Below are 14628 nucleotides of genomic sequence, written 5' to 3' on the forward strand. Positions count from 1 at the left end.
TATCAACTGGATCAATCATGGTAGCCACCGCCAACGGGCCAATCCTAGACTCGCCCCAAGCCCGCCCAAGGACCCCGCCACCATGCCCGAGACCCTGCTCAGCCCCCGCAACCTGGCCTTCGAGCTCTACGAAGTGCTCGACGCCGAAGCCCTGACCCAGCGCCCGCGCTTCGCCGAGCACAGCCGCGAGACCTTCGACGCAGCGCTCACCACCGCCCGCACCATCGCCGAAAAGTACTTTGCCCCGCACAACCGCAAGGGCGATGAACACGAGCCGCGCTATGTGGACGGCCGCGCCGAGCTGATCCCGGAGGTGAAACCCGCAGTCGATGCGTTCCTCGAAGCAGGCTTTCTCAACGCCAACCGCGACTTCGAAGTGGGTGGCATGCAGCTGCCTAGCGTGGTATCGCAAGCCTGCTTCGCCCACTTTCAGGCGGCCAACGCCGGCACCACGGCCTACCCGTTCCTGACCATGGGCGCGGCCAACCTGATCGAGAGTTTCGGCACCGACGAGCAAAAGCGCCTGTACCTGCAACCGATGATCGAAGGCCGCTACTTCGGCACCATGGCCCTCACCGAACCCCACGCAGGCTCCTCGCTCGCCGACATTCGCACCCGCGCAGAACCTGCCGGCGACGGCAGCTACCGGCTCAAGGGCAACAAGATTTTCATCTCCGGCGGCGACCACGAGCTTTCGGAAAACATCGTGCACATGGTGCTGGCCAAGCTGCCGGGCGCCCCGGCAGGGGTCAAGGGCATCTCGTTGTTCATCGTGCCCAAGTATCTGGTTGCAGAAGACGGCGGCCTGGGCCCACGCAACGACGTGCTGCTGGCCGGGCTGTTCCACAAGATGGGCTGGCGTGGCACCACTTCCACCGCGCTGAACTTCGGCGACAACGGCCAGTGCGTGGGCTACCTGGTGGGCCAGCCGCACCAGGGCCTGGCCTGCATGTTCCAGATGATGAACGAGGCGCGCATCGGCGTGGGCATGGGCGCGGTGATGCTTGGCTACGCCGGCTACCTGTATTCGCTGGAGTACGCCCGCCAGCGCCCGCAGGGCCGCCTGCCGGACAACAAGGACCCGCACAGCCCGGCGGTGCCGATCATCGAGCACACTGATGTCAAGCGCATGCTGCTGGCACAGAAAGCCTACGTGGAAGGCGCCTTCGACCTGGGCCTGTACGCCGCCCGGCTGTTCGACGACACCCACACCGCCGCGGACGAAACCGTCCGCAACCAGGCCCAGCAACTGCTCGACCTGCTGACCCCGATCGTCAAGTCCTGGCCCTCGGCGTATTGCCTGAAGGCCAACGAGCTGGCGATCCAGATTCTTGGCGGCCACGGCTACACCCGCGAATACCCGGTGGAGCAGTACTACCGCGATAACCGCCTGAACCCGATCCACGAAGGCACCGAGGGCATCCAGTCCCTCGACCTGCTGGGGCGCAAGCTTGCGCAGAACAACGGCGCCGGGCTCAAGCAACTGATCCGCCTGATCGCCGGCACCTGCGCGCGCGCCAGCCACCACCCCAACCTCGACCCGCTGCGCCAGCCGCTGGAGCAACTGGTCAACCGCCTGCAAGCAGTCACCCTGGCCCTGCTCGGCGACCTGGCCCAGGGCAAGGTCGCCGGCGCCCTGGCCAACTCGGCGCTGTACCTGAAATCCTTCGGCCACTGCGTGATCGGCTGGCGCTGGCTGGAGCAGGCCATCCATGCCGAGGTCGGCCTGCTGAAGGGGCATGACCGCGACTTCTACCTGGGCAAGCTGCAGGCGGCGCGTTATTTCCTGACCTGGGAAGTACCGCCCTGCCATAATGACCTCGCATTGCTCGAGGCCCGCGACGACACGTGCCTGGAGATGCAAGAGGGGTGGTTCTAGGGGGAGCCACCGTCAACCGGAGGTTCCCGCATGTTCGATTCCAGCGCCTTGTTGCGCCAGCGCTTCGCCGCGCTGCGCAGCACGGCCGAACTGTTCTCGCTTCGCCATGTGAAGCAGTCGCACCAGTCACTGTCGGTTCGGCGCAACGTCGCCGAGCCGCCGCACTTCAGCCAGGACGAAGGCGCCATGCTCAGCGTGCGGGTGAACGGCGTCGAGGCCTACGCGGCCACCGCCGACCTGTCGCAAGCCGGCCTGCAGCGCGCGCTGGAGCAAGCCGAAACCCTGGCCCGGCGCATCAAGCCCCACAGTCTGCTCGACTTGAGCGGCCAGCCGGCCCCCACCCAGCGCCACGACCACCTTTCGCCCAACCTCGACCAGCCCCTGCCGAACCTGGCCGACTGTCTGGCGCTGCTGGCTGCCGAATCGGCCAGCGTGCCCAAGGACAGCCGCCTGGTGGACTGGCAAGCCAGCCTGGGCATCACCCAGGTCGAGCAGACCTACCTGAACAACGCCGGCGCCGAGCTGCGCCACGCCCAGCGTTTCGTCTTCCCGGGGCTGGGGGTCACCGCCAGCGACGGCCAGGACAGCCAAAGCCGCACCCTGGGCCGGGAAAATTTCGGCCAGCAGGGTGGCTTCGAGGTGATCGAGCGCTGCGGCCTGGTGGGTGCTGCCCGCCGTGTGGCCGACGAGGCCCTGCAACTGCTGCTGGCGCCCAACACCCCCAGCGGCGTGCGCGACCTGTTGCTGATGCCCGACCAGATGATGCTGCAGATCCACGAGTCCATCGGCCACCCGCTGGAGATGGACCGCATTCTCGGTGACGAGCGCAACTACGCCGGCACCAGCTTCGTCAAAGCCAGCGACTTCGGCCACCTGCAATATGGCTCGAACCTGCTCAACGTGACCTTCGACCCGGGCATCAACGAAGAGCTGGCCAGCTACAGCTTCGACGACGACGGCACCCCGGCCAGCAAGCAATACTTGATCCGCGAAGGCCGCCTGCTGCGCCCACTGGGCGGTGCGCTGTCGCAACTGCGCTCGGGCCTGGACGGGGTGGCCAACAGCCGCGCCTGCGGCTGGAACCGCGCGCCCATCGACCGCATGGCCAACCTCAACATCGAACCGGGCGACCAGCCGCTCGAACAACTGATCGGCGGCATCGAGCACGGCATCCTGATGCGCACCAACCGCTCCTGGTCGATTGACGATGCACGCAACAAGTTCCAGTTCGGCTGCGAATGGGGCCAACTGATCGAAAACGGCGAGCTCAAGGGCGTGGTGAAAAACCCCAACTACCGCGGCATCTCCGCCGACTTCTGGCGCAACCTGTCGGCTGTGGGCGACCGCAGCACCTTCCAGGTGCTGGGCACGCCCAACTGCGGCAAGGGCGAACCCAACCAGGTGGTGCGGGTCGGCCATGCCTCGCCGGCCTGCGTGTTCCGCCAGATCGACGTATTCGGAGGGGACGCCTGATGAGCGCTTATCAACAACGTTTCGAAGAGCTGCTCGACGCCCTGCGTACAGCGCTTCAACCGGGCGAGCAGTTCACCCTGGGCTACAGCGCCGAGCAGTCGCAGTTCGTGCGCCTGAACCACGCCAAGGTGCGCCAGGCCGGGCTGGTCAGCCAGGCCAGCGTGCAGTTGCGCCTGGTCAGCGACGGCCGTCAGGCCGAGCAGCAGATCACCCTGGGGGAGGACGCCGAACTCGACCGCCAGCGCCTGCACGCGGCGCTGGCGCAACTGCGCCAGACCTTGCCGCTGCTGCCGCTCGACCCGTACCTGAGCCTGGACGAGAGCGCCTGGCATAGCCACAGCCTGCAACAGCAGGCGTTGCCCGAGCTGGACGAAGTACTGGCCCTGGTCGAACGCGAGGCAGGTGACCTGGACCTGGTCGGCATCTACGCCGCAGGCCCCGTGTGCCGGGGCTTTGCCAGCTCGTTCGGGGCTTTCGGCTGGCACCAGGCCAACAGTTTCAACTTCGACTGGAGCCTGTTCCACGCCAACGGCCAGGCCGTCAAAGCCAACTACGCAGGCCAGGCCTGGAGCGGTGAGGCGTTCAGCGCACGCCTGCGCCAAGCCCGTGAACAGCTACAGCACCTGGGCCGCCCGGCCATCACCCTCAAGCCCGGCAGCTACCGCGCTTACCTGGCGCCCGCAGCCATGGACGAGATCGCCGGCATGCTCGGCTGGGGCGGTTTTTCGGCCCAGGCCCTGGCCACCGGCAACAGCCCATTGCAGCGCCTGTACAACGGCGATGCGCGGTTGAGCCCACTGGTGTCGTTCGACGAGCAAGTCAGCGGCTCGCTAAGCCCGGCGTTCTCCGATGAAGGCTCGCCGCGCCGCGACCTGAACCTGGTCGCCGAAGGCCAGGCGCAGCAGCGGCTGGTCAGCGCCCGCAGCGCCGCCGAGTTCGCCCTGGCCGCCAACGGCGCCGACAGCTACGAGGCCCCCTGCGCGCTGAGCCTGGCACCGGGCGACCTGCCCGCGGCGGACATTCTCGAACGCCTGGGCACCGGCCTGTACATCAGCAACCTGTGGTACCTGAACTACTCCGACCTGCCGGCGGCACGCATGACCGGCCTGACCCGCTTCGCCACCTTCTGGGTGGAGAACGGCCAGATCCAGGGGCCGGTGAGCACCATGCGTTTCGATGACAGCCTGTACAACCTGCTGGGCAGCCAGTTGGAGGTGCTGACCTGCGAGCGCGAGATGATCCTGTCCACCAGCACCTACGGGCAGCGCAGCACCGGGTCGAGCCACCTGCCGGGGGCGCTGGTAAAGGGGTTGACCCTGACCTTGTGATTGGCAGGCCTGGCCCAATCGCCGGCAAGCCGGCTCCTACAGAAAAACGCGCCCCCTGTAGGAGCCGGCTTGCCGGCGATGGGGCCATCACAGGCCACCCTCAATCAGGCTGATACCGCTCCTCCAACTGCTGGCGCCAAGCATCACTGGCCTCAAACCGGTCAAACCAGGCCTTGCGTCCCTCAGCACCCTGCGCCTTGAACCACGGCGCCAGATACAGATCCTCGTAGTACGCCTGGCCGCCCTGCATGTTGCCAACCCACCACCGCGCCTCAAATTCAGGGAACGCCACCCAGGGCGGCGGAGGCGCGAAACCCACCTCATTCAACGCCACCAACAGCGCCTCACTGTCGGTAACCAGGCGCACAGTCAGCGCATTGAACTCCCGGTCCGAAATCTTTAGCAGCAGGCGCTTGCCGCCCTCCCGGCTGCAGTACCCCTCCCCGTCCTGTTCGAACCCTTGATCGATCAGGCTCCACAAGCGCGCGCCATCGCTGGCATCCAGCAGAATCTGCCAATACCGGGCGCCAACGCCCCTTTCCATCAGGTCCAAGGTGAAACCTGAGCACGGGGCCGGCACATCCAGGCTCGCCTTACCGCCAAACTGGGTCTTCAATTGCTCGATGGAATAACCAAGCACCTGCTCCTGCGGCCCAGGCCGGAACAGCCTGCGCAGGCGTGCCAAAAAAGGCATGATGTGTTCTCCATGACCACCGCCAGGCGCCCACGGTAGACGCGCCGGCAACCCGAGGCAACGCTCACGCACCGCCAACACCTTGCAAAGGGACAGTCGCCCACCCGCTCCGAGGACCCCATGCCCGACCGTGCCCCGCTAGACCCCGTTACCGCCCGCTGGCTGCCCTGGGTGGTGGCCATCGCCTTCTTCATGCAGTCCCTGGACGGCACCATCCTCAACACCGCGCTGCCGGCCATGGCCCGCTCGCTGGCCGAGGACCCGCTGCGCATGCAGGGGGTGATCATCGCCTACATGCTCACCGTGGCCCTGCTGATCCCGGCCTCGGGCTGGATCGCCGACCGCTTCGGCACCAAGCGCATCTTCTTCGGCGCCATCTTGCTGTTCAGTTTCGGCTCGCTGCTGTGCGCCATGGCCAACAGCCTGGGCTTTCTGATTTTCGCCCGCATCGTCCAGGGCCTGGGCGGCGCGCTGATGCTGCCGGTGGGGCGGCTGGTGGTGCTGCGCGCCTACCCGCGCACCGAACTGGTGCGCATCATGAGCTTCATCACCATCCCCGGCCTGCTCGGTCCGCTGCTGGGCCCGACCCTCGGCGGCTGGCTGGTGGAGATCCTCAGCTGGCACTGGATCTTTTTGCTCAACCTGCCGGTGGGCGCGCTGGGCTGCTACGCGGTGTGGAAGTTCATCCCCGACCTGCGCGGCGCCGAGCGCACCCGCTTCGATACCCCGGGCTTTTTGCTGTTCGGCGCGGCGATGGTGCTGATCACCATCGCCATGGAGGGCCTGGGCGAGCTGCACCTGCCGCACCTGCGGGTGATGTTGCTGCTGTTCGCCGGCATGGCGTGCCTGGCGGCTTACTGGCTGCGCGCCGGGCACGACCCAGAGCCGCTGTTTTCGCCGTCGCTGTTCCGGGTGCGTACCTTCGCCATCGGCATCCTCGGCAACCTGTTCGCCCGCCTGGGCAGCGGCGCCCTGCCCTTTCTGGTGCCGTTGCTGCTGCAGGTAGCGCTGGGCTACTCGCCGGCCCAGGCCGGCATGAGCATGATCCCCCTGGCGGCAGCGGCGATGGTTGCCAAGTCGGTGGCGCGGCCGCTGATCGAGCGCCTGGGCTACCGCATCGTGCTCACCGGCAACACCCTGCTGCTGGGCATATTGCTGGCAAGCCTGGGGCTGGTGACCGAGCAGACGCCCTACGCCCTGCTGCTGGTGCAGCTGGCGTTGCTCGGGGCGGTGAACTCGATGCAGTTCACGGCGATGAACACGGTGACCCTGATCGACCTGGACGACGCCAGCGCCAGCAGCGGCAACAGCCTGCTGTCGGTGGTGGCGCAGCTGTCGCTGAGCCTGGGCGTGGCCTGCGCCGGTGCGCTGCTAGGCGGCTTCACCGCCGCCGGCAGCGCCGATGGCGTGGAAACCACCCTGGGGGCGTTCCAGCTGACCTTCGTCACCATTGGCCTGATGGCCATGCTGGCGGCGGCGATCTTCCTGCAGCTGTCGCCGACGGACGGAAGGCGCGCCCGTCGTCCGGAACATCACGTCGAGTCGTAGGGCGAATGGCCACGAGGCTGGTAGACTGTGCGGCATTTTTGCATTGCAGCAGGCCCGCCTCGTGACCCTCGAAACCACCGCCTTTGCCACCCTTCCGCTGTCCAACGCCATGCTGGCCAACCTGGACGCACTGGGCTACGCCTCGATGACGCCGATCCAGGCCCAGAGCCTGCCGGTCATCCTCAAAGGCCAGGACCTGATCGCCCAGGCCAAGACCGGCAGCGGCAAGACCGCCGCCTTCGGCATCGGCCTGCTCAACCCGATCAACCCGCGCTACTTCGGCTGCCAGGCCCTGGTGCTGTGCCCCACCCGCGAGCTGGCCGACCAGGTAGCCAAAGAGCTGCGCCGCCTGGCCCGCGCCGAGGACAACATCAAGATCCTCACCCTTTGCGGTGGCGTGTCGCTGGGCCCGCAAATCGCCTCGCTGGAGCACGGCGCCCACATCATCGTCGGCACTCCGGGGCGCATCCAGCAGCACCTGGACAAAGGCACCCTGAAACTTGATGGCCTCAACACCCTGGTGCTGGACGAAGCTGACCGCATGCTCGACATGGGCTTCTTCGATGCCATCGCCGCGATCATTGGCAAGACCCCGTCGCGCCGCCAGACCCTGCTGTTCTCGGCCACCTACCCGGCCGGCATCGAGCAACTGGCCAAGGACTTCATGCGCCAGCCGCAGCAGGTGAAGGTCGAGGCGCTGCACAGCGACAACCAGATCGAACAGCGCTTCATCGAAATCGACCCGCAGCAGCGCCTGGAGGCGGTCACCCGCGTGCTCGGCCACTTCCGCCCGCAGTCCTGCGTGGCGTTCTGTTTCACCAAGCAGCAGTGCGAAGACCTGGTGACCCACCTGACCGCCAAGGGCATCCATGCCCAGGCCCTGCACGGCGACCTGGAACAACGCGACCGCGACCAGGTGCTGACCCTGTTCGCCAACCGCAGCAGCTCGGTGCTGGTGGCCACCGACGTGGCCGCCCGCGGCCTGGACATCGACGGCCTGGACCTGGTGATCAACGTCGAGCTGGCGCGTGACGCCGAAATCCACGTGCACCGCGTGGGCCGCACCGGCCGCGCCGGCGAAAAAGGCACGGCGATCAGCCTGGTGGCCCCGGCCGAGGGCCACCGCGCCCAGGCCATCGAAGACCTGCAAAAGCAACCGCTGCGCTGGGAACAGCTGGACAGCCTCAAGAGCAAGGGCGGCGAGCCGCTGCTGCCACCGATGAGCACCCTGTGCATCGGCGCCGGGCGCAAGGACAAGCTGCGCCCGGGCGACATCCTCGGCGCGCTGACTGGCGATGCCGGCCTGCCGGGCAAGCAGGTGGGCAAGATCGCCATCTTCGACTTCGTCGCCTTCGTGGCGGTGGAGCGCGCGGTGGCCAAGCAGGCCATGCAGCGGCTGAACAGCGGCAAGATCAAGGGCCGCGCCCTGAAAGTTCGCATTATCTAAACGGCTTCACCGATTATCCGTGGGAGCGGGCTTGCCCCGCGATGAGGCCAGATCAGGCAATGATGTTGCCCCTGATGAAGCCATCGCGGGGCAAGCCCGCTCCCACGCACCCCCTACTTTGCCAAAGGTTCCAACCGTGCACTCCACCGACGTGATCATCCTCGGCGCCGGCGCCGCCGGCCTGATGTGCGCCCAGCTCAGCGCCCGCCGCGGGCGCCGGGTGCTGCTGCTCGACCACGCCAACAAACCGGGCAAGAAGATCCTCATGTCCGGCGGCGGGCGCTGCAATTTCACCAACCTGTACACCGAGCCTGCCAACTTCCTCTCGCACAACCCGCACTTCTGCAAGTCGGCGCTGGCCCGCTACACCCAGTGGGACTTCATCGAACTTGTGTGCAAGCACGGCGTGCCGTACCACGAGAAAAAACTCGGCCAGCTGTTTTGCGACAACAAGGCCAGCGACATCCTCGACATGCTGCTCGCTGAATGCGACCAAGCCGGTGCCGAGCTGCGCATGAACACCAGCATCGAGCAAATCGAGAAGACCGACGCCGGCTATGTATTGCAGACCAGCGCCGGCGCGTTCGCCTGCCAGTCGCTGGTGATCGCCACCGGCGGCCTGTCGATCCCGACCCTGGGCGCCACCGGTTTTGGCTACCAGGTGGCCCGCCAGTTCGGCCACGAACTGCTGCCGACCCGCGCGGGGCTGGTGCCATTCACCATCACCGAGCCCCAGCTAAAGGCACTGTGCACCGAGCTGTCCGGCACCTCGCTGGACTGCGTGGCCAGCTGCAACGGGGTGAGTTTTCGCGAGAACCTGCTGTTCACCCACCGCGGCCTCAGCGGCCCGGCGATCCTGCAGATTTCGTCGTTCTGGGAGGCCGGTGACACGCTCGAGATCAACCTTTTGCCCGACCGTGATGCGCTGGAGTGGCTGCAAGGCCAGCAGGTAGAGCGCCCCAACACAGAGCTTAAGACCGTGCTGGGCGAGGTGTTCACCCGCAAGCTGGCCAACCTGCTGGCCGAGCAGTGGTTCGTGTCGAAACCGCTCAAGCAGTACACACCGGCAGAGCTTGTGCAGATCGCCGAAAAACTGGCGGCCTGGCAGGTGGTGCCGGCCGGTACCGAGGGCTATCGCACCGCCGAGGTTACACTTGGCGGCGTGGACACCCGCGAAGTGTCGTCCAAGACCATGGAGTCGCTGAAAAGCCCGGGGCTGTACTTCATCGGCGAAGTGCTGGATGTGAGCGGCCACCTGGGAGGGTTCAACTTCCAGTGGGCGTGGGCTTCGGCCAACGCCGCGGCGCAGTTCGTGTAGAGTAGAATCCATTCAGCAGCACGGAACGCTTCTTGCTGGTCTGTGCTGGAGGCGCCATTTTCGGGGCTGCCCTGCAGCCCATCGCCGGCAAGCCGGCTCCTACAGGGGGCGCGTATTCCTGTAGGAGCCGGCTTGCCGGCGATGGCGTCCTCAAAGGTTCTCATTCGACAACTGCCCAGCAGGCCATCATGCCATCCAGCTCGTTTCGCCATTCATTGCGTCGCCTGTGGGGTCAAGACAAGTTCAGCTATGCCATCCGGGTCACCATCGCCCTGACCGGCAGCATGGCCTGGTGCTGGTACCAGAACGAGATGAGCCTGCTCATCCCGCTGTTCCTGGGCATCATCGCCAGCGCCCTGGCCGAGACCGACGACGGCTGGCAGGGCCGCCTCAGCGCCCTGGCGGTGACCCTGACCTGCTTTGCCATCGCCGCCCTGTCGGTAGAGCTGCTGTTCCCCTACCCCTGGATCTTCGCCGCCTCGATGGCCCTGGCGGCCTTCGGCCTGACCATGCTCGGTGCGCTGGGTGAACGCTACGGGGCGATCGCCTCGGCGACATTGATATTGTCGGTGTACACCATGATCGGCGTCGACCAGCGCGGCGGCGAGGTCACCGACTTCTGGCACGAACCGCTGCTGCTGGTGGCCGGCGCGGCCTGGTACGGGCTGCTTTCGGTGCTGTGGCAGGCGTTGTTTTCCAACCAGCCGGTGCAGCAAAGCCTGGCCAAGCTGTTTTTCGAACTGGGCAGCTACCTCAAGCTCAAGGCCAGCCTGTTCGAGCCGGTGCGCACCCTCGACGTCGAGGCCACGCGCCTGGAGCTGGCGCGGCAGAACGGCAAGGTGGTGGCAGCGCTCAACGCGGCCAAAGAGATCATTCTGCACCGGGTCGGCAACAGCCAGCCCAACTCCAAGGTCAGCCGCTACCTCAAGCTGTACTTCCTGGCCCAGGACATCCACGAGCGGGTCAGTGCCTCGCACTACCCCTACAACGCCCTGACCGAGGCGTTTTTCCACAGCGACGTGATGTTCCGTTGCCAACGCCTGCTGCGCAAGCAGGGCTCGTCGTGCCAGGAGCTGGCGCGCTCGATCCGCCTGCGCCAGCCATTCGTGCTGGCCAGCGGTTACCCCGAGGCGCTGGAAGACCTCAACGCCTCGCTCGAACACCTGCGCGTCCAGAGCAACCCGGCCTGGCGCGGGCTGCTGCGTTCATTGCGAGCCCTGGCGGCCAACCTGTCGACCCTCGACCGCCTGCTCAGCGCCGCCAGCAACCCCGACACCCTGGCCGACGCCAGCGACAGCAGCCTGCTGGACCGCTCGCCACGCAACCTCAAGGATGTGTGGAAGCGCCTGCGCACCCAGCTCACCCCCACCTCGCTGCTGTTCCGTCATGCCCTGCGCCTGTCGCTGGCGCTGTCGGTGGGCTACGGCATGGTGCACCTGATCCACCCGACCCAAGGCTACTGGATCATCCTCACCACGCTGTTCGTCTGCCAGCCCAACTACGGGGCGACCCGGCGCAAGCTGGTGCAACGGGTGTTCGGCACGGCGATCGGCCTGACCGTGGGCTGGGCGCTGTTCGACCTGTTCCCCAACCCGCTGGTGCAGTCGGCGTTTGCGGTGGTGGCCGGGGTGGTGTTCTTCGTCAATCGCACCACCCGCTATACCCTGGCAACTGCAGCCATTACCCTGATGGTGCTGTTCTGCTTCAACCAGATCGGCGATGGCTACGGATTGTTCCTGCCGCGCCTGTTCGACACTCTGGTCGGCAGCCTGATCGCCATCCTGGCGGTATTCCTGTTCCTGCCCGACTGGCAGGGCCGGCGCCTGAACAAGGTGCTGGCCAACACCCTGGCCTGCGCCAGCGAGTACCTGCGCCAGATCATGCAGCAGTACGCCCACGGCAAGCGCGACGACCTGGCCTACCGCCTGGCCCGGCGCAACGCCCACAACGCCGACGCGGCGCTGTCCACCACCCTGGCCAACATGCTCATGGAACCGGGGCACTTCCGTAAGGAGGCCGACGTGGGCTTCCGCTTCCTGGTGCTGTCGCACACGCTGCTCAGCTACCTGTCGGGGTTGGGCGCGCACCGTGACACGGCGTTGCCGGCCGAGGTGCACGAACAACTGATCGACGGCGCCGGGCGTACCCTGGCCAGCAGCCTGGACGAGCTGGCCAATGGCTTGGCGGCGCGGCTGCCGGTGGCGATTCACAGTGATGCAGAAGAAGCGCTGGCCAACGCGCTGGAGCAGATGCCTGAAGAGCTGGACGAGCATCAGCGGCTGGTGCAGACCCAGCTGGCGCTGATTTGCCGGCAACTGGGCCCGCTGCGCACCTTGGCTGGGCATTTGATCAAGGAAGGCCAGCCGGGCTGAAACGCACATTCTGTGGATATCACCCAGCCCTTTCGGCTGCGCTGTCGCGCAGAGTACTGGTCTCGCAGATGCGCCACGGCCCCTGTGGGAAGCGGCCTCGCCGGGGCGCCGTCCGGTCGAGATGGGCTGCGCAGCAGCCCCGGCGATTTTGCATGAGACCGAGGCCTTGGGGCCGCTTCGCGCCCCATCTCGACCGGACGGCGCCCCGGCAAGGCCGCTTCCCACAAGAATCGCGTCGGCTTTTAAAAACTGAGCAAGTCAGTTGCTCCTACAAGGATCGCGTTGGATCAGGTCGTCAAAACCCATGCTGGCGCAACAGCCGCTCATAGCTGCCATCGGCCTTCATCGCCGCAATGGCCTGCTCGAACCGTGCCACGATCTGCCCGTGCTGCGGGTGCTTGAGGCTGACCAGAATGTGCAGGCTGTTCTCCCCCAGCGGCCGTTCGACGAAGGTGATCGAGTCGCGCACCGCCTGCGGTTCGCGTTGCAGGTTGTAGCGGGCCACGTACTCGTCCTCCACCGCCAGGTTGACCCTGCCCGCAGCCAGCATGCGCACGGCCGATGAAAAGTTGCGCACCACCACCTTGTTCAGCCGCGGGTCGCTGTCGAATACCGGTGAATAGGCGTAATCACGCACCACGGCGATGCTGTAGGGGTAGAGATCGGCCTGGCGCCGGTAGCTGAAGGCCTGGCCCTGGCGCTCGAGCAGGCGGATGCGGTTGCTCAGGTAAGTGCCGGAGAACTGGCCGATACGCTCGCGCTCGGCGTTGTACCAGGCGTTGACCAGCACGTCGTAGCGCCCCTCGCCGATGCCCATCAGCGCCCGCGCCCAGGGCACCTCCTCGAACACCGTGGTGAAGCCCGCGCGGTTCAGCGCGGTGGTGACCAGGCTGGTGGCCAGGCCGCCACCGGGCATGCTGCTGTCGGTGAACGGCGGCCAGCTATCGGCCACCAGGCGCAAGCGCTCCTGGCCGAGGGCCGGCAGCGTACACAACACGCCCAGTATTCCAAGAACGCAAAGCAGTGGCCGCATGCTCAAGTCCCTTTGCAGTTGGGGAGCCCACGCTGAAGTCTGGCGATCTTTATCCGTAACGCGCCTAGCAGATTACACAAGCCGCCTGCCGGCCACAGCGGGCAATCATGTCATTTAGCCTCTATTTTGGCCGTATGGATTGAAGCTCGTGCTCGGCGGCGGGATTTGCGATCATCCACGGCCCAGCCCCCAGGAGCCCGCCATGACCCTCGAATGGATCTGCAAGCACCATACCGACCTCGACAAAGATCAGCTGTACGCCATCCTGCAACTGCGCACCGAGGTGTTCGTGGTCGAGCAGCGCTGCGCCTACCAGGAGGTCGACGGGCAGGACCTGGTGGGCGACACCCTGCACCTGATGGGCTGGCAGGACGGCAAGCTGGTGGCCTACCTGCGCCTGCTCGACCCGCAGTCGCAAGGCGGTGATGTGGTGATTGGCCGGGTGGTGACCTCACCTGCGGCGCGTGGCGGTGGCCTGGGCCACACCTTGCTGCTCAAAGGCCTGGAGTGCGCCGCACACTGCTGGGCGGGCACGCCGGTGTACCTGTCGGCGCAGGCGCATTTGCAGGGGTATTACGCCCGCCACGGGTTCGTTGCAGTGGGCGAGGAATATCTGGAAGACGATATTCCGCACATCGGCATGCGCAAGGCCTGAACGAGACACCTTTCCAGTAGGAGCGGCCTTCTTACGGGTACCCCAGCACTTCGCGCAACTGGCGCAGGTTGCGGGTGATCCACTGCTTGTCGATCGCCCCCCAGTCGCGAATGCGGTAGCTGCCGGCATGGTTGCGCGCGCCGGCCTGTTGTTCGAACTCGCAGACGATGTCCAGGTCGGCCAGGGCGGCGATGGTGTCCTGGGCGGTGCGCCGGGGCATGCCGGTGGCCTCCATCAGCGCCGGCACGCTGGCGGCGGTCTGGCTGTCGATCAGCCAGGCCACGTACAGGCGGCGGTAAAAGCTGCTGCGGGTCTTGCTCACTTCCGTGGTCATGGGGTGCTTGTCCCTCAGGTGTTGCCCGGCAGCTCCCGATAGGTCAGGTAGACGCGCAGGTCGAATTCCAGTTGATGGTAGTCCGGCTCCATGTGCTGGCAGAGCTGGTAGAAGGCCTTGTTGTGGTCACGCTCGCGCAGATGCGCCAGCTCGTGCACCACGATCATGCGCAAGAACTGCGGCGCCGCCTCCTTGAACAGCGAGGCGATGCGGATTTCCTTCTTGGCCTTGAGCTTGCCGCCCTGCACCCGCGACACCGCGGTGTTCAGCCCCAACGCACGGTGGGTGAGGTCCAGGCGGTTGTCGAACAGCACCTTGTCCAGCGGCGGGGCGCTGCGCAGGAACGACTGCTTGAGGTCCTGGGCGTACGCATACAGCGCCTTGTCGTTCTGCACCCCGTGGCGCTCGGGGTAGCGCTGTTGCAGGTAGGCGCCCAGGCGGTCGCTGGCGATCATCTGGCGCACCTGTTCCTGAAGGTGTGGCGGGTAGGCTTGCAAGTAACGTAAGGCGGTCATGGCTGGCGCATCGGCACAAGGATGCGCGAGTT

Annotated in this window: 12 protein-coding genes; 8 read left to right on the forward strand and 4 right to left on the reverse strand. The window is 66.3% G+C overall.

Annotated features, from left to right (window positions below; all coding sequences use genetic code 11):
- The first annotated feature begins 82 nt into the window (after positions 1–82).
- From KSS94_RS24545 to KSS94_RS24555, 3 genes are read left to right on the forward strand one after another with little or no spacing between them, the layout of a single operon-like run.
- Complete coding sequence (locus KSS94_RS24545) at positions 83–1879, forward strand: acyl-CoA dehydrogenase (RefSeq protein ID WP_217840615.1); 1797 nt, start codon at positions 83–85, stop codon at positions 1877–1879.
- A gap of 30 nt (positions 1880–1909) precedes the next feature.
- Entirely contained in the window at positions 1910–3352 is a 1443-nt protein-coding gene (locus KSS94_RS24550) for a TldD/PmbA family protein (protein ID WP_217840616.1), read from the forward strand.
- On the forward strand, positions 3352–4680 hold the full coding sequence (locus tag KSS94_RS24555; protein WP_217840617.1) for a TldD/PmbA family protein: 1329 nt from the start codon (positions 3352–3354) through the stop codon (positions 4678–4680). The genes KSS94_RS24550 and KSS94_RS24555 overlap by 1 nt, the downstream gene beginning before the upstream one ends.
- A gap of 100 nt (positions 4681–4780) precedes the next feature.
- Here the strand turns inward: KSS94_RS24555 and KSS94_RS24560 are convergent, their stop codons facing one another.
- Positions 4781–5374 (reverse strand): hypothetical protein, encoded by a 594-nt coding sequence (locus KSS94_RS24560; RefSeq protein WP_217840618.1) that lies wholly within the window; start codon positions 5372–5374, stop codon positions 4781–4783.
- Positions 5375–5494: 120 nt separating this feature from the next.
- On the opposite strand from KSS94_RS24560, the gene mdtD reads away from it, so the two are divergent.
- From mdtD to yccS, 4 genes are all read left to right on the forward strand, one after another.
- The gene (mdtD, locus tag KSS94_RS24565) at positions 5495–6922 is read left to right on the forward strand and encodes a multidrug transporter subunit MdtD (protein WP_217840619.1); all 1428 of its coding nucleotides are present in this window, start codon (positions 5495–5497) and stop codon (positions 6920–6922) included.
- Between the two features lie 109 nt (positions 6923–7031).
- Complete coding sequence (dbpA, locus tag KSS94_RS24570; RefSeq protein ID WP_264082041.1) at positions 7032–8369, forward strand: ATP-dependent RNA helicase DbpA; 1338 nt, start codon at positions 7032–7034, stop codon at positions 8367–8369.
- A gap of 136 nt (positions 8370–8505) precedes the next feature.
- On the forward strand, positions 8506–9687 hold the full coding sequence (locus KSS94_RS24575; RefSeq protein WP_217840621.1) for a BaiN/RdsA family NAD(P)/FAD-dependent oxidoreductase: 1182 nt from the start codon (positions 8506–8508) through the stop codon (positions 9685–9687).
- Positions 9688–9875: 188 nt separating this feature from the next.
- Positions 9876–12059: a YccS family putative transporter gene (yccS, locus tag KSS94_RS24580; RefSeq protein ID WP_217840622.1), complete on the forward strand. Its 2184-nt coding sequence runs from the start codon at positions 9876–9878 to the stop codon at positions 12057–12059.
- 295 nt (positions 12060–12354) lie between these two features.
- Here the strand turns inward: yccS and KSS94_RS24585 are convergent, their stop codons facing one another.
- The gene (locus tag KSS94_RS24585) at positions 12355–13092 is read right to left on the reverse strand and encodes a substrate-binding periplasmic protein (RefSeq protein WP_217840623.1); all 738 of its coding nucleotides are present in this window, start codon (positions 13090–13092) and stop codon (positions 12355–12357) included.
- A gap of 202 nt (positions 13093–13294) precedes the next feature.
- Between KSS94_RS24585 and KSS94_RS24590 the strand changes: the two genes are divergently transcribed.
- Positions 13295–13747, forward strand: a complete 453-nt coding sequence (locus KSS94_RS24590; RefSeq protein WP_217840624.1) for a GNAT family N-acetyltransferase — start codon at positions 13295–13297, stop codon at positions 13745–13747.
- A gap of 31 nt (positions 13748–13778) precedes the next feature.
- Here KSS94_RS24590 and KSS94_RS24595 read toward each other — a convergent pair whose 3' ends face one another.
- Together KSS94_RS24595 and KSS94_RS24600 are read right to left on the reverse strand one after the other, a co-directional pair.
- On the reverse strand, positions 13779–14081 hold the full coding sequence (locus tag KSS94_RS24595) for a winged helix-turn-helix domain-containing protein (protein ID WP_217840625.1): 303 nt from the start codon (positions 14079–14081) through the stop codon (positions 13779–13781).
- Positions 14082–14095: 14 nt separating this feature from the next.
- A complete protein-coding gene (locus KSS94_RS24600; RefSeq protein ID WP_217840626.1) occupies positions 14096–14596 on the reverse strand; it encodes a M48 metallopeptidase family protein in 501 nt (166 codons plus the stop codon).
- Positions 14597–14628: the final 32 nt, after the last annotated feature.

The organism is Pseudomonas fakonensis, assembly GCF_019139895.1.
GTDB lineage: Bacteria > Pseudomonadota > Gammaproteobacteria > Pseudomonadales > Pseudomonadaceae > Aquipseudomonas > Aquipseudomonas fakonensis.

What these genes read in the sequence shown, in the direction of transcription:
- KSS94_RS24590 (WP_217840624.1), top strand. Translation starts at nt 13,295, where the DNA reads ATGACCCTCGAATGGATCTGCAAGCACCATACCGACCTCGACAAAGAT.
- KSS94_RS24545 (WP_217840615.1), top strand. Translation starts at nt 83, where the DNA reads ATGCCCGAGACCCTGCTCAGCCCCCGCAACCTGGCCTTCGAGCTCTAC.
- KSS94_RS24560 (WP_217840618.1), bottom strand. Translation starts at nt 5,374, where the DNA reads ATGCCTTTTTTGGCACGCCTGCGCAGGCTGTTCCGGCCTGGGCCGCAG.
- KSS94_RS24595 (WP_217840625.1), bottom strand. Translation starts at nt 14,081, where the DNA reads ATGACCACGGAAGTGAGCAAGACCCGCAGCAGCTTTTACCGCCGCCTG.
- KSS94_RS24550 (WP_217840616.1), top strand. Translation starts at nt 1,910, where the DNA reads ATGTTCGATTCCAGCGCCTTGTTGCGCCAGCGCTTCGCCGCGCTGCGC.
- KSS94_RS24555 (WP_217840617.1), top strand. Translation starts at nt 3,352, where the DNA reads ATGAGCGCTTATCAACAACGTTTCGAAGAGCTGCTCGACGCCCTGCGT.
- mdtD (WP_217840619.1), top strand. Translation starts at nt 5,495, where the DNA reads ATGCCCGACCGTGCCCCGCTAGACCCCGTTACCGCCCGCTGGCTGCCC.
- yccS (WP_217840622.1), top strand. Translation starts at nt 9,876, where the DNA reads ATGCCATCCAGCTCGTTTCGCCATTCATTGCGTCGCCTGTGGGGTCAA.
- dbpA (WP_264082041.1), top strand. Translation starts at nt 7,032, where the DNA reads ATGCTGGCCAACCTGGACGCACTGGGCTACGCCTCGATGACGCCGATC.
- KSS94_RS24600 (WP_217840626.1), bottom strand. Translation starts at nt 14,596, where the DNA reads ATGACCGCCTTACGTTACTTGCAAGCCTACCCGCCACACCTTCAGGAA.
- KSS94_RS24585 (WP_217840623.1), bottom strand. Translation starts at nt 13,092, where the DNA reads ATGCGGCCACTGCTTTGCGTTCTTGGAATACTGGGCGTGTTGTGTACG.